Annotated in this window: 7 protein-coding genes, 21 tRNA genes, 2 rRNA genes, 1 riboswitch and 1 other annotated feature; of the genes, 29 read left to right on the top strand and 1 reads right to left on the bottom strand. The window is 44.9% G+C overall.

Annotated elements, in window-relative coordinates:
- The 28 genes from BMZ95_RS02910 to BMZ95_RS02775 form a co-directional block, all read left to right on the top strand.
- Positions 1-144 (top strand): 23S ribosomal RNA (locus tag BMZ95_RS02910); the annotation flags it as partial.
- 75 nt (positions 145-219) lie between these two features.
- Positions 220-336, top strand: a 5S ribosomal RNA gene (gene rrf, locus BMZ95_RS02905).
- Positions 337-409: transfer RNA gene (locus tag BMZ95_RS02900), tRNA-Val, on the top strand.
- A gap of 5 nt (positions 410-414) precedes the next feature.
- Positions 415-487, top strand: a tRNA-Lys gene (locus BMZ95_RS02895).
- A gap of 80 nt (positions 488-567) precedes the next feature.
- Positions 568-640: transfer RNA gene (locus BMZ95_RS02890), tRNA-Thr, on the top strand.
- Between the two features lie 3 nt (positions 641-643).
- A tRNA-Gly gene (locus BMZ95_RS02885) sits at positions 644-715 on the top strand.
- 28 nt (positions 716-743) lie between these two features.
- Positions 744-817: transfer RNA gene (locus BMZ95_RS02880), tRNA-Arg, on the top strand.
- A gap of 4 nt (positions 818-821) precedes the next feature.
- Positions 822-895: transfer RNA gene (locus tag BMZ95_RS02875), tRNA-Pro, on the top strand.
- Positions 896-924: 29 nt separating this feature from the next.
- Positions 925-998, top strand: a tRNA-Met gene (locus BMZ95_RS02870).
- Positions 999-1,018: 20 nt separating this feature from the next.
- Positions 1,019-1,092 (top strand) — tRNA-Ile (locus tag BMZ95_RS02865).
- A 34-nt stretch (positions 1,093-1,126) separates the two neighbouring features.
- Positions 1,127-1,216: transfer RNA gene (locus BMZ95_RS02860), tRNA-Ser, on the top strand.
- Positions 1,217-1,225: 9 nt separating this feature from the next.
- Positions 1,226-1,299, top strand: a tRNA-Met gene (locus BMZ95_RS02855).
- 3 nt (positions 1,300-1,302) lie between these two features.
- Positions 1,303-1,375, top strand: a tRNA-Asp gene (locus BMZ95_RS02850).
- Positions 1,376-1,392: 17 nt separating this feature from the next.
- A tRNA-Phe gene (locus tag BMZ95_RS02845) sits at positions 1,393-1,465 on the top strand.
- Positions 1,466-1,472: 7 nt separating this feature from the next.
- Positions 1,473-1,543 (top strand) — tRNA-Gly (locus BMZ95_RS02840).
- Positions 1,544-1,556: 13 nt separating this feature from the next.
- A tRNA-Ile gene (locus tag BMZ95_RS02835) sits at positions 1,557-1,630 on the top strand.
- A 4-nt stretch (positions 1,631-1,634) separates the two neighbouring features.
- A tRNA-Ser gene (locus tag BMZ95_RS02830) sits at positions 1,635-1,722 on the top strand.
- A gap of 11 nt (positions 1,723-1,733) precedes the next feature.
- Positions 1,734-1,805 (top strand) — tRNA-Glu (locus BMZ95_RS02825).
- Between the two features lie 17 nt (positions 1,806-1,822).
- A tRNA-Met gene (locus BMZ95_RS02820) sits at positions 1,823-1,896 on the top strand.
- 3 nt (positions 1,897-1,899) lie between these two features.
- A tRNA-Asp gene (locus tag BMZ95_RS02815) sits at positions 1,900-1,972 on the top strand.
- 43 nt (positions 1,973-2,015) lie between these two features.
- A tRNA-Val gene (locus tag BMZ95_RS02810) sits at positions 2,016-2,088 on the top strand.
- A 48-nt stretch (positions 2,089-2,136) separates the two neighbouring features.
- A tRNA-His gene (locus BMZ95_RS02805) sits at positions 2,137-2,209 on the top strand.
- Between the two features lie 29 nt (positions 2,210-2,238).
- Positions 2,239-2,323: transfer RNA gene (locus BMZ95_RS02800), tRNA-Leu, on the top strand.
- 222 nt (positions 2,324-2,545) lie between these two features.
- Positions 2,546-2,635: riboswitch (SMK box riboswitch) on the top strand.
- Positions 2,633-3,826 (top strand): methionine adenosyltransferase, encoded by a 1,194-nt coding sequence (gene metK, locus BMZ95_RS02795; RefSeq protein ID WP_014073852.1) that lies wholly within the window; start codon positions 2,633-2,635, stop codon positions 3,824-3,826. (Overlaps the previous riboswitch by 3 nt.)
- Positions 3,827-4,065: 239 nt before the next feature.
- Complete coding sequence (locus BMZ95_RS02790) at positions 4,066-6,252, top strand: LysM peptidoglycan-binding domain-containing protein (protein ID WP_046922746.1); 2,187 nt, start codon at positions 4,066-4,068, stop codon at positions 6,250-6,252.
- Between the two features lie 62 nt (positions 6,253-6,314).
- Positions 6,315-6,521 (top strand) — a binding site (T-box leader).
- A gap of 55 nt (positions 6,522-6,576) precedes the next feature.
- Positions 6,577-8,991: a leucine--tRNA ligase gene (leuS, locus tag BMZ95_RS02785; protein ID WP_014073850.1), complete on the top strand. Its 2,415-nt coding sequence runs from the start codon at positions 6,577-6,579 to the stop codon at positions 8,989-8,991.
- Between the two features lie 443 nt (positions 8,992-9,434).
- Positions 9,435-10,787 carry an amino acid permease gene (locus BMZ95_RS02780; RefSeq protein WP_046922747.1) on the top strand — a complete coding sequence of 451 codons (1,353 nt, stop codon included), beginning with the start codon at positions 9,435-9,437 and terminating at the stop codon, positions 10,785-10,787.
- Complete coding sequence (locus tag BMZ95_RS02775) at positions 10,774-11,496, top strand: pseudouridine synthase (protein ID WP_014073847.1); 723 nt, start codon at positions 10,774-10,776, stop codon at positions 11,494-11,496. Before BMZ95_RS02780 ends, BMZ95_RS02775 begins: the two co-directional genes overlap by 14 nt.
- Before the next feature lie 76 nt (positions 11,497-11,572).
- Here the strand turns inward: BMZ95_RS02775 and BMZ95_RS02770 are convergent, their stop codons facing one another.
- A complete protein-coding gene (locus BMZ95_RS02770; protein WP_046922748.1) occupies positions 11,573-12,418 on the bottom strand; it encodes an NAD(P)H-hydrate dehydratase in 846 nt (281 codons plus the stop codon).
- Between the two features lie 117 nt (positions 12,419-12,535).
- Here BMZ95_RS02770 and pepV point away from each other — a divergent pair, with 117 nt between their 5' ends.
- Positions 12,536-13,933, top strand: a complete 1,398-nt coding sequence (pepV, locus tag BMZ95_RS02765; RefSeq protein ID WP_003698891.1) for a dipeptidase PepV — start codon at positions 12,536-12,538, stop codon at positions 13,931-13,933.
- The last annotated feature ends 45 nt before the right edge of the window (positions 13,934-13,978 follow it).

Here is a 13,978-nt window from a genome sequence, read left to right as displayed (position 1 = left end):
AAGTGCGAAACTCACCTCGAGATAAGATTTCCCACTCCTTTATGGAGTTAAGACCCCTGAGAGATGATCAGGTAGATAGGATGGAAGTGGAAGTGCGGCGACGCATGGAGCGGACCATTACTAATCGGTCGAGGACTTAACCAAAAAAACGCAGGTTCTTGAAAAGAGAAGTGAATATTGTCTAGTTTTGAGAGAACAAGGTTTTCTCAAGGAAAATAGTGTGGTGATGATGGCATGGAGGATATACCTGTTCCCATTCCGAACACAGAAGTCAAGCTCCATAGCGCCGAGAGTAGTTGGGGGATCGCCCCCTGTGAGGGTAGGACGTTGCCATGCGGAGGATTAGCTCAGTTGGGAGAGCGTCTGCCTTACAAGCAGAGGGTCACAGGTTCGAGCCCTGTATCCTCCATTTATGAGTCGTTAGCTCAGTCGGTAGAGCATCTGACTTTTAATCAGAGGGTCGACAGTTCGAGCCTGTCACGACTCATCTAATAAATAAATGCTTGACAGTTCTTGAATGATTTGATAAACTTAAGAAGTTGTCGATTATAAATTGTTTCAAGACATGCCGACTTAGCTCAGCTGGCAGAGCATCTGATTTGTAATCAGAGGGTCGGAGGTTCGAATCCTCTAGTCGGCATATGCGGAAGTAGTTCAGTGGTAGAACATCACCTTGCCATGGTGGGGGTCGCGGGTTCGAATCCCGTCTTCCGCTTAACCAGTTAATGGTTAAAAGTTAATATGCACCCATAGCGCAACTGGATAGAGTGTCTGACTACGAATCAGAAGGTTGTAGGTTCGACTCCTACTGGGTGCATCATCGGGAAATAGCTCAGTTTGGTAGAGCACCTGGTTTGGGACCAGGGGGTCGCAGGTTCGAATCCTGTTTTCCCGATAGGAGTAAAGTTCTTGCTTCAATAGAATCGCGGTGTAGCTCAGCTGGCTAGAGCGTCCGGTTCATACCCGGGAGGTCGGGGGTTCGATCCCCTCCGCCGCGATATTTCGTACTTAACGTCTCGGACCTTTAGCTCAGTTGGTTAGAGCAGACGGCTCATAACCGTCCGGTCGTAGGTTCGAGTCCTACAAGGTCCATATGCTTTATGGATTAAAGTATGAAAGCAATTACGGAGGATTACCCAAGTCTGGCTGAAGGGAACGGTCTTGAAAACCGTCAGGTGGGTAAAACCACGCAAGAGTTCGAATCTCTTATCCTCCTTTTTATTATCGCGGGATGGAGCAGTCTGGTAGCTCGTCGGGCTCATAACCCGAAGGTCGTAGGTTCAAATCCTGCTCCCGCAATTTGGTCCTATGGTGTAGGGGTTATCACGCCTGCCTGTCACGCAGGAGATCACCGGTTCAAATCCGGTTAGGACCGTTTGAATATAATTTCATGGCTCGGTAGCTCAGTCGGTAGAGCAAAGGATTGAAGCTCCTTGTGTCGGCGGTTCGATTCCGTCCCGCGCCATTACCATGCGGGTGTAGTTTAGTGGTAAAACCACAGCCTTCCAAGCTGTTGTCGCGAGTTCGATTCTCGTCACCCGCTCTTTTTTATTGATGGGCCTATAGCTCAGCTGGTTAGAGCGCACGCCTGATAAGCGTGAGGTCGATGGTTCGAGTCCATTTAGGCCCATTATGGAGAAATACTCAAGTGGCTGAAGAGGCGCCCCTGCTAAGGGTGTAGGTCGGTAACACGGCGCGAGGGTTCAAATCCCTCTTTCTCCGTTAGTTGGTATGGCCCGTTGGTCAAGTGGTTAAGACACCGCCCTTTCACGGCGGTAACATGGGTTCAAATCCCGTACGGGTCATCTTTTTAAGTTATTATCGCGGGATGGAGCAGTCTGGTAGCTCGTCGGGCTCATAACCCGAAGGTCGTAGGTTCAAATCCTGCTCCCGCAATTTGGTCCTATGGTGTAGGGGTTATCACGCCTGCCTGTCACGCAGGAGATCACCGGTTCAAATCCGGTTAGGACCGTTGTGACTTTAAAATTTCGGTCATCATTTTGATGACCTTTTATGGAGGATTAGCTCAGTTGGGAGAGCGTCTGCCTTACAAGCAGAGGGTCACAGGTTCGAGCCCTGTATCCTCCATATTTGCTAAGTGATTCAGCTGAATTATTTAACATTTGGTTGATGATGGCGGTAGTGGCGAAGTGGTTAACGCACCGGATTGTGGCTCCGGCACGCGTGGGTTCGATTCCCACCTACCGCCCTTGCTGATGTGGCAATTTCAAGTATTATGCCGGTGTGGCGGAATTGGCAGACGCGCTGGACTCAAAATCCAGTGTCCGTTGAGGACGTATCGGTTCGACCCCGATCACCGGTATCAAAATTTATCGTTAAATTGCTTAAACCCCGTTTTGACGGGGTTTTTGTTTTATAGTTAGCGTTAATTTTCGTTAAAAACTGTGAAGTTGTTGCAATTTTGTTGTCCTCCTGTTGTCTTCTGAACAATGCATGTCGGAATCATTTTTGATGAAAGTTATTTTAAATATCCCGTTTGAGACTTAAACTTTTTTACTAATTTCCGATACTTATGGTATAATCTAAGCGTTACAACTCATTCCCGATAGGATTCACGCTTTTAGTGAAGATGCCTTGTAACCACAAATATAATGAATGGGGGAATTTTATTATGTCAGAAAGACATTTGTTTACGTCAGAATCAGTTTCAGAAGGACACCCGGATAAAATTGCCGATCAGATCAGTGATGCAATTTTGGATGCGTTGCTTAAAAAGGATCCTAATGCCAGGGTCGCAGCTGAAACAACTGTAACAACCGGATTGGTAGTTGTTGTTGGAGAAATTTCAACAAGTGCCTACATTGATATTCAAAAAGTAGTTCGTGACACGATCAAGGGTATCGGCTACGTTGGCGGAAAATTTGGTTTCGATGGCGACAATTGTGCTGTTTTGACTGCAATTGACGAACAATCGGCCGATATTGCAATGGGCGTTGATACTTCACTTGAAATCAAAAACGGCGAGGTCGATCCGTTGGATCAGATTGGTGCCGGAGATCAAGGCTTGATGTTTGGCTATGCCATTGATGAAACGCCTGAATTTATGCCGCTTCCGATTGCGCTCAGTCATCGTTTGATGAGGAAAACAGCCGAGGTTCGCAAAAGCGGTGAACTTCCATATCTTGGACCAGATTCTAAAGCTCAAGTTACGGTGGAGTATGATGAAGATAATAAGCCTTTGCGAGTAGACACGGTGGTTTTGTCGACCCAGCACTTGGAAGACGTATCGTTGGATCAAATCAGAAAAGATATTAAGGAACACGTAATCAACAAAGTGATTCCGGAAGATCTTTTAGATGATAAGACGAAATATTTCATCAATCCGACAGGGCGTTTCGTAATCGGCGGTCCGCAAGGCGATGCCGGACTTACCGGGCGCAAAATTATCGTTGATACTTATGGCGGATTTGCACATCATGGCGGCGGTGCTTTCTCAGGCAAGGATGCGACTAAGGTCGACCGTTCCGCAAGCTATGCTGCACGCTATATTGCCAAGAACATCGTTGCTGCCAAAATTGCACCGCAGGTTGAAGTTCAGCTTGCATATGCGATCGGTGTGGCACAACCAGTGTCTGTTTCGGTTAACACTTTTGGAAAATGCAGCGTCAGCGATGACGAATTGATTAAGGCAATTCGAAAATGCTTCGATCTTCGCCCGGCCGGCATCATTGAAATGCTTGATTTGAGGAGACCGATTTATAAGCAGACAGCTGCTTATGGTCATTTTGGACGTACTGACATCGACCTTCCATGGGAACATCTCGATAAGGTCGACGAATTGAAAGCAGCACTGAATTTAAAATAAATAATGATTGTTTAAGAGTCTTGGCTTCATGTTGAGACTCTTTTATTTTTTAGAAGTAAAAATAGATAATCGTGAATTAATTTAATTATTTTAAATATAGTTGAATTAATTATGAAGTTATATCTAAATTATAAAGAATATAAAGTTAAGAAGTGTTTTTTTAACTTTGATGCTTAAAAATCTGATATAATCACTTTGTAGTGTTATTTACGAACGATATAAAATAAGGTGGGGCTCAAATGAAAAAAAGAAAAGAGCGAATCGAACGGGAAAAGCAGATCCAGGTATTGCAGAATATCCGATCTGTAAAAAAGGCTACGACCTATATTGGGACCACTGTTTTGATGGGAACCGCTGGTTTTGCGCTAAGCAGCAGTTCAAAGGTTTCGGCTGATACGGTTCAAGTTGATAATAACGTTCAGACAAACGGAAATCATCAGGCTTCAAGTCAATCATCTTCTGATGAGACGAAGGAATCAGCGTCATCTTCGTCAGAATCTCAAAATAATACGGTCGGACAAACGCAACGTGCCGAACAGCAAGCACAGCAGACAACTCAGCAGCTTGCTGCTCAAAACCAACAGACTCAGCAGCAATCGATTAAGACAGATCAAACAAAGCATGATTCTCAAACCGAGACTCAGGCCGATGTCAGTACCCAACAGGCAGTTGCCGGCGTTCCGGTGGTAAGGTCGGTTCAGGCAAATACAAGTTATTCAGGAAACGTGCAGAGCTTTTTAAACAACGTTGCTCCGGCAGCACGTCAAGTTGCAAGCGCAAGAGGCTTGTATGCATCATTGATGATTGCGCAGGCGGCCCTTGAAAGCGGGTGGGGCGGAAGCTATCTGTCGACTGCTGCTTATAATTTGTTTGGCGTCAAGTGGAACGGATCCGGTGCGTATATCAATCTGTCGACGCAAGAATATTATGGCGGTGCGTACCATACGGTAATGGCACGTTTTCAGCGTTATTCAAGCTATACGGAATCATTGAATGCTTATGCCAATTTGATTTGCAGTCATTTTCCGCGTTCGACCAAGGCTCAGGCTTCAAGTTACGCCATGGCCGCGCAAAATTTGCGCAACGGCGTCTATGGGACGTATGCAACCGATCCGAGTTATGCATCAAAGCTGATTTCCATGATTGAAAGATACAATTTGACGCAATATGATACCGGAACGGTTATGAAACCAGTTTCGAATAATACGAACAGCAATAATAACAATAGTAACAATAATTCAAATGCAAGCGTTGCTACGAACGGGACTTACACGGCCGTTGCCGGTGACAGCTTGTGGGGGATTGCGCAAAAATTCGGGATGACGCTTGATGAGTTGAAGAAGGCAAACGGCTTGACGAGCAACAATCTCTACGTGGGTCAGACGCTCAAGATCAGAAAGTCTGCTCAACAAAATACGAATAACGAAACGAATCAAAATCAGAATTCGAACGGCAACAATAATGATCGTCATCAGCAGACGGTTACGAGTGCTGAGACATATACGGTCAAGGCAGGCGACAGCTTGTGGGGCATAGCAACCAAACACGGCTGCAACGTAAATGATTTGAAGAGCTGGAATCATCTTTCATCAAATTTGATCCATGTCGGGCAAAAACTCGTCATTGGTCAGAAAAAATCGACCGTTCAGCAGCAACAAGGAAAAAAAGAACCTCAGCAGACGACGAGCAATGAAACTTATACGGTCAAGTCGGGCGACAGTCTCTGGAAAATTGCGACGAATCATAACATGAGCGTATCTCAGCTTAAAAATTTAAACAAGCTTTCCAACGATATGATTTTTGTCGGACAAAAATTGGTCGTATCCGAGAAAAAGCAAAGCGCACCGTCACAAAATCAAAATAAGCCGTCACAAAATCAGGTAACCAAGCCTTCGACTTACACGGTCAAATCAGGCGACAGCGTTTGGAAGATAGCGCACGAATGCGGCATGAGCATGGATGAATTGAAGTCGCTGAACGGCTTAAAAGACAACCTGATTATTCCGGGACAGGTTTTGAAGATTAAGGGAACTTCTTCAGATACCAAGCAAAAAATCAAGACAAGCTCAAAGGAAACGGCAGAAGCGGGTGCGACATACGTCGTCAAATCAGGCGACAGTTTATGGGCAGTAGCCAACAAGCAAGGGTTGACGGTTGCAGAATTGAAGCGAATCAACGGGCTGTCTTCTGATACGATTTATGTTGGTCAAAGGCTTAAAGTGACGCAGAAATCTTCCGTAAATGCGAAAACGTATGCTAAGACGACTAATGCTTCTGATAAGTCCAAGAAAAAATACACGGTTAAAGCCGGCGACAGTTTATGGCGAATTGCGGCTGACAATAAGACGACCGTCAATAATTTGAAGGCCGTAAACCACTTGGCAAGCGATACGATTTACGTGGGTCAGACGCTGTATTTAAATTAAGTTTTGTCAATTCGGTTTAAAGACTTGAAAAAAGAGTCCGATTTTGCTAATATTAAAACAATATTTGAACGCTAAGAAGGATTATTAGAAGGACGAGATTTGTCAGAGAGCGTGTGGCTGGTGTGAACATGCAAATTGAGTGCTTCGAACTCGCCTTTGAGTTTCTTGCTGAACATGGAGAGGTAGGCAAGGACGGTATCTCCCGTTACGAGAAAAAGCGTCAGCAATTGCTGGAACATAGGTGGTACCGCGATTTATTCGTCCTATATGAAGTGAAAACTTCGTGTAGGGCTTTTTTATTTATTACAAGGAGGAAGTTTCAAAATGGCTTACGATCACAAAGCAATCGAGAAAAAGTGGCAGCATTATTGGGAAGAACACAAGACCTTCAAGACAAGCGAAGATCCTGACAAGAAGAAATTTTATGCACTGGACATGTTTCCTTATCCGTCTGGTCAAGGACTTCACGTCGGACACCCGGAGGGATATACGGCAACGGATATTATTTCGCGCATGAAACGGATGCAGGGATACGATGTTTTGCATCCGATGGGATGGGACGCTTTCGGACTTCCTGCTGAACAATACGCATTGAAGACGGGAAACTCTCCGCGTGAGTTTACGAAGAAGAACATCAATAATTTCCGTCGTCAGATTAAGTCATTGGGCTTGTCGTACGATTGGGATCGTGAAGTAAATACGACTGATCCGTCATATTACAAGTGGACACAATGGATCTTTGAACAAATGTACAAGAAAGGCCTTGCATACGAAGCAGAAATTCCCGTCAACTGGTGCCAGGAACTCGGAACGGTCGTTGCCAATGAAGAGATCATCGACGGCAAGACGGAACGCGGCGGGTATCCTGTTGTCAGGAAACCGATGCGCCAGTGGGTTTTGAAAATTACCGCATATGCTGATCGTTTGATTGATGACTTGGATGACCTTGACTGGCCTGAAGCAATCAAGGATCAGCAGCGCAACTGGATTGGTCGTTCCGTTGGCGCTTCCGTAAAATTCAGCGTTTGCGGCCACGACGACAAGCAGATCGAAGTCTTCACGACTCGTCCTGATACGCTTTTTGGTGCATCGCTTTTGGTTTTGGCACCTGAACATGAATATGTAAGTTCTTTGACGACTGCTGAGCAAAAAGAGGCCGTTGAAGCTTATGTTGATCAATGTGCTCATAAATCGGATCTTGAACGTACCGATCTTGCAAAAACAAAGACCGGCGTGTTTACGGGAAGCTACTGCATCAATCCTGTAAACGGTGAGAAACTTCCGATTTGGATCGCCGATTACGTTTTGGCATCTTATGGCACCGGTGCAATCATGGTTGTTCCTGCTCATGATGAACGTGACTATGAATTTGCCAAAAAATTTGATTTGCCGATCAAACCGGTTATTGAAGGCGGCAACGTTGAAGAAGCAGCCTACACGGGCGACGGCAAGCATATCAATTCCGGCTTTTTGGATGGACTCGGCAAAAAGGAAGCCATCGACAAAATGGTTGAATGGCTTGAGGAAAAAGGCATCGGCAAGAAGAAAGTCAACTACCGTTTGCGTGACTGGACATTTTCTCGCCAACGCTACTGGGGCGAACCGATTCCGGTTATTCACTGGGAAGACGGTGAAACAACGCTTGTTCCTGAAGACGAGCTTCCGCTTCGTTTGCCAAAAGCAACGGACATCAAGCCATCCGGCACCGGTGAAAGTCCGTTGGCAAATCTTGACGACTGGGTAAATGTCGTCGACAAGAACGGGCGCAAAGGAAGGCGCGAAACGAATACGATGCCTCAATGGGCAGGCAGTTCATGGTACTTCTTGCGCTATGTTGATCCGCACAACCAAGGAAAGCTTGCAGATTATGACAAGCTCAAGCATTGGATGGCGGTCGATCTTTATGTCGGTGGTGCCGAACATGCCGTTTTGCACTTGCTTTATGCACGATTCTGGCATAAATTCCTGTATGATTTGGGTGTCGTTCCTACGAAAGAACCGTTCCAAAAGCTGGTCAACCAAGGAATGATTCTTGGAAACAACCATGAAAAGATGTCCAAGTCGAAGGGCAACGTCATCAATCCTGATGATATTGTTGAGCAATACGGTGCAGATACGCTTCGCCTTTATGAAATGTTCATGGGACCTTTGGAAGCATCCAAGCCATGGAGCGAAGACGGGTTAAACGGTGCTTACAAGTTCATCAATCGTATCTGGAATTTGATCATCGATGAAGATGACAACATGCGCGATCGAATTACGACGATCAATGAAGGCGAGCTTGACTTTGCCTACAACCAGACGGTCAAGAAGGTTACTGAAGACTTTACGAAGATGCATTTCAATACGGCCATTTCTCAAATGATGGTTTTCGTCAATGATTGTTATAAGGCAGATTCTTTGCCACTTGAATACGTTGAAGGATTCGTCAAGCTTCTGGCTCCGCTCGTTCCGCACTTGGCTGAAGAGCTTTGGACAAAGATTGGTCATGTCGGGAGCATCGCTTATGCAAAATGGCCTGAATATGACGAATCGAAACTTGTTAAAGATGAAGTCGAGGTCGTCGTTCAAGTTAACGGCCGCGTTCGCCAACACTTGAAGGTTTCAAGCAGCATCTCAAAAGAAGAGCTTGAAAAGTTTGCGATGGCAGATGAACATGTCAAGGAATTCGTTGAAGGCAAGAACGTGGTTCGTGTCATTTCCGTTCCGGGCAAACTGGTCAATATTGTCGTAAAATAATCAATATCGTTAAGAACCTGAGAAGAAAGTCCCGTTTTTCTCTTGAAATAATTAAATGCCGAACAACGGAAGTCGCAAGTCGACTGATTTTGTCCGGCATTTTTTTCAGTTTTGCTACATGAAAACAAACTTTTTCCTTATTCACATCATAGCAAGAAGCGATTGTCATGCATATGCAAAAACCCAGATTAAATTTGCAATTGATTGCAAATCATCCGGTTTTTTAATTTGAGACAGAGTTTGTCAGCCTTCTTTGTTAAAAACGAACTTTAATAATTGATAATACTTATTTTGAATATCAAAAAAGAAGGATTTGAGTTTTAGAGAGCCGATTTTCGCCATAAAACGAACAAAATTAGAATTACAGGCAGTCGATTAACCTTCTTTCCTTGATTAATGCATGAATATTTACTATAATGATAACAATTATAGGGGGTAAGGATTTGAACAACGAACTATCACGATCACTGACGCACAGGCACGTTCAGATGATTGCGATTGGCGGAGCAATCGGAACAGGACTGTTTTTGGGTTCAGGAACAGCAATTCAAAAGGCCGGTCCGGCAATTATTTTAGCGTATTTTATTGCCGGCATATTTTGTTTTTTCATGATGCGCGCAATTGGCGAATTGATCTTATCGGATCTTTCGAAGAATTCATTTATCGAATTCGTACGCGAATATTTGGGTCCGCTCTTCGAATTTATTGTCGGATGGACATATTGGCTTTGTTGGGAATCTTTGGCAATGGCAGATTTGACCGCAAGCGGGATTTATATCAGGTATTGGTTTCCGGGAATTCCGCAGTGGTTGACGGCATTTTGGATAATCGTTTTGCTATTGGCGTTTAATTTGCTCAGTGTCGGAGCATTCGGAGAATTGGAAACATGGTTTTCAAGCATTAAGGTTTTGGCAATTTTGGCGTTGATCGGAACAGGCGTCGTTTTGCTTGCGATGAATGCCAAGGTCGGAGGACACAACGTTTCGTTAAGCAACCTCGTCAGTTACGGCGGCTTTTTCCCGAAGGGGTTCAATGGGTTGCTGGCAGCATTTCCGATGGTTATCTTTGCCTTTACGGGAATTGAGATGGTTGGTCTGACTTCTGGCGAAACGGCTGATCCGAAACGTGATCTTCCGCAGGCAATCAATACTTTGCCGATCAGAATCGGACTTTTTTACGTCGGTTCGATGTTTGTTTTGATGTGCATTTATCCTTGGAATCAGATTGCAACAAATTCAAGTCCGTTCGTTCAGGTGTTCAGCGGCATTGGCATCAAGATTGCTGCCGGAGTCATTAATTTCGTTGTCTTGACGGCCGCTTTGTCCGCTTGCAACAGTGCGATTTTTAGCACGAGTCGGACGTTGTTTGTTTTGGCAAACAGCGGACAGGCTTCAAAAAAACTAGGCAAAAGCAATAATCGCAGCGTACCTGTCAATGCTTTGGTTTTTTCGTCCGTTATTTTGTTTGTGATCGTAATCTTAAACTTCTTTTTGCCGGCCGCAATTTTTGAAATCATTTCAGGCATTGCAACGGTCAGTTTTGTTTTCATCTGGATCGTTTTGGTTGTTTGTCATTACAAATATAAGAAACGTTGCAAAGGCGAACAGACGCTTTTTGCGATGCCGCTGTTCCCCGTTTCGAATTGGGTCACGATCATCTTTTTCCTGGCAGTTTTGATTTTGCTGGCATTTTCAAAAAGCACGCTGATGTCTTTGCTGTTTTCGCTTGTCTGGTTTGCATGTCTGGGAGCGGTTTACAATTTTTTCATAAAGGACAGTGAAAATGAGACTAGATAAATTTTTAGCCGAATGTAATCAGGGGACCAGAAGCGAGGTCAAAGTTCTTTTGAAGAGCAAACGAGTAACGGTCAACGGCGTGACTGAAAATTCAGGAAAAAGACAAATAAACGAGTTTTCAGACGTTGTTTGTCTTGATAAAAAAAAGCTGACGTATCAAAGTTTTGTATACTATATGCTGAATAAGCCCAAGAACGTCATCACTGCAACGGAAGATTCCGTTCAAAAGACCGTGCTTGATTTGATTGACAAAAAAGATCGCATCAAAGGACTTTTTCCAGTCGGAAGACTTGATAAGGATACGACGGGATTGGTGCTTTTGACGAATGACGGGGCGCTTGCGCATGATTTACTGGCACCAAAAAAGCATGTTGAAAAAGTCTATGAGGCAAAGATTGAAGGAATCGTGACCGAGGCTGAAGTCGAGCTTTTTTCAAAGCCGATTGAATTGAAGAACGGCGAAGTTACCAAACCTTCCAGGCTTGTCGTCAGGAAGGCTGATGAAGATGCCGGTATGTCAGAAATCGAGATTACGATTTCTGAAGGCAAGTATCACCAGATCAAGCGGATGTTTGCCAGCACGGGGATGCACGTGCTGGAACTTAAAAGGCTTAAGATGGGATCGCTTGAACTTGACGATCGACTTGATCCTGGGAAATACAGAGCCTTGACTCAAACGGAGATTGAAGAACTTAAAATCAGAGACTGATAAAAAAACCACCGTCAATTTGGCGGTGGTTTTTTGCAGTCAGAATCAATATGTTTTCAAAAACATGAATTAAGTTTCATAAAATCTGGCCATTGCATCTATGTTTCATGTATTTTTGCAAATTATCGGCGATTTCACTTGGCAAAACAACGTAGCGCTCTTTTGCAAGCAGATTCGCAATATCGGAATGTGTATAGACGGCGGCGTCCAGGATTTGATCCTGATCACCCTTGAACTGAGCCAAAAAGGCCGCACAGATTCCGGTAAGCGTGTCTCCCATTCCGCCGGTTGACATGTATGGACCTCCGATCGTGAGCTTTGAGCATTTTCCTGAAAGGTGGTAAATTTCCGTACCGTGTTTTTTTAAAACGACATCGGCATTCAATTCAAGAGCTTTGGCTGCATTTTTAGCAGGAGTCTGTTCTGCTTGACTTAAGCCGGAAAGCCTCTGCCATTCGATTTCATGAGGGGTAAAGATGATTTTTGCGCTTGGCGTCAATTTTTTTAGCTGATCGTCTTCTGCAAGCATGGTGATGGCTGAGCCGTCGATGATCAGCGTCTGGTTTGCATTTTTCAAGACGGAAGAAAAAACCTGCTTGGCCGTTTCATCCGTCCCAAGACCCGGTCCGACAACGACGACGTTTGATTGGAAAACGGATTTGCATAAGGCGTCATTGTCGAAATAATCAATGAACATTGCTTCAGGAACGCGCGCATGAAGCGCCGTGAGATTGGCTTTATGCGAAATGCAGGTGGTCAGTCCGGCTCCGGCCTTGACGGCAGCCTGCACGGCCATAATTGCCGCTCCTCCCATATTGGCATTGCCCCCGATGACTGAAACACGGCCAAAGGTTCCCTTGTGACCTGTCTCGATTCGTTTTTGGATAACGTTTTCAACATCTTTTTGCGTAATGACATGCATTTTACATCAGCCCTTTTTCGTTTTCTTATAACATAATTCTTTTGAAATCAAAAAGCAAACGCAAAAAGCAGAAATATGGTAAAATTATCGTATGTATTTCTATTAGGAGGAATAAAAATGTCAATTGATTGGAAAAAGGAAGCTGAGAATCGCAAGGATGAAATGCTTGCCGATTTGAAGACGATGCTTGAAATCGAAAGCGTCAGAGACGAATCAAAAGGAACGCCTGAAGCACCGCTTGGTCCCGGACCAAAGGAAGCATTGGACAAGTTTTTGGAAATCGGGAAACGCGACGGTTTTGAAACGCTTGAACTTGACGGATTGGCCGGTCACATCGAATTCGGTGAAGGCGATGAAACGATGGCGATGCTGGCACACGTTGACGTCATGCCTGCCGGCAAAGGCTGGAATACGGATCCGTTCAAACCGGTGATCAAAGACGGCAATCTTTATGCGCGCGGCGCACAAGATGACAAGGGACCCGGGATGGCTTGCTACTATGGTCTTAAGATTATCAAGGAACTCGGCCTTCCGGTTTCTAAAAAGGTTCATTTTATTTTAGGAACGGATGAAGAAAGCCAATGGCGCGGAATGACGCATTACTTTGAAAAGATGCCTCAACCTGATTTTGGATTTTCTCCGGATGCCTTTTTCCCGGTTATCAACGGTGAAAAAGGCAATGTCAGTTTCTTCTTGAACTTTGAGGGTTCAAACGGCGGCGATGTTGAGCTTTTGAGCTTTGAATCAGGTTTGCGTGAAAATATGGTTCCGCGCGATTGCGAAGTCAAACTGAATGCCAAGAATTCAGAAGAGATTATTGAGGCATTTGATGCGTATGTTGCAGGGCATCCGGTTGTCGGAACTGCCTTCATGGAAAACGGAACGCTGTTCTTGCACATGATCGGAAAAGCTGCCCATGCTCAAGAACCGCGCAAGGGTGAAAATGCCGGCACTTACATGGCAGACTTCTTGCAACGTTTCAATTTTGGCGGCGATGCCGAAAACTTCGTCAAATTTACTGCAGAGTATTTGCACAAGGATTCGCGCATGAAGAATTTCGGCATTGATTTCACGGATGACGTGATGGGCGATTTGACGATGAATGCCGGCATCTTCTCATTTGAAGCAGGAAAAGGCGGCAAAATCACGCTCAACTTCCGTTTCCCTAAAGGAATGGACGAAAAAACGATTGAAGCCGGTCTTGAAAAAGTCGTTGCTCCGATGAACGTTTCTTTGGAACAAGGAAGCGTAATGGTTCCGCACTATGTTTCACCTGATGATCCGTTGGTTTCAACGCTTCTTGACGTTTATAACCGTCAAATGGGAACAAAGGAAACCGGCAAAGTTGTCGGAGGCGGGACATACGGACGCTTGATGGAACGCGGTGTTGCATTTGGCGCCATGTTCCCTGATACGCCGGATACGATGCACCAAGCCAATGAATACGTTCCGGTCGACGTTTTGGTCAAGGCTTGCGCAATCTATGCCGAAGCAATCTACGAACTTATCAAGTAGGAAACGGACTGAAAAGAGGCTTAAAAAAACTCTGCCTCAAATTTA

The organism is Ligilactobacillus ruminis DSM 20403 = NBRC 102161, assembly GCF_900113455.1.
GTDB classification, from domain to species: domain Bacteria; phylum Bacillota; class Bacilli; order Lactobacillales; family Lactobacillaceae; genus Ligilactobacillus; species Ligilactobacillus ruminis.
The sequence above is the reverse complement of the archived record's forward strand: the minus strand, read 5'-3'. Positions and strand labels throughout refer to the sequence as shown.

Coding starts and splice junctions, on each gene's coding strand:
- metK (WP_014073852.1), top strand. CDS start 2,633: ATGTCAGAAAGACATTTGTTTACGTCAGAATCAGTTTCAGAAGGACAC.
- BMZ95_RS02790 (WP_046922746.1), top strand. CDS start 4,066: ATGAAAAAAAGAAAAGAGCGAATCGAACGGGAAAAGCAGATCCAGGTA.
- leuS (WP_014073850.1), top strand. CDS start 6,577: ATGGCTTACGATCACAAAGCAATCGAGAAAAAGTGGCAGCATTATTGG.
- BMZ95_RS02775 (WP_014073847.1), top strand. CDS start 10,774: ATGAGACTAGATAAATTTTTAGCCGAATGTAATCAGGGGACCAGAAGC.
- BMZ95_RS02770 (WP_046922748.1), bottom strand. CDS start 12,418: ATGCATGTCATTACGCAAAAAGATGTTGAAAACGTTATCCAAAAACGA.
- pepV (WP_003698891.1), top strand. CDS start 12,536: ATGTCAATTGATTGGAAAAAGGAAGCTGAGAATCGCAAGGATGAAATG.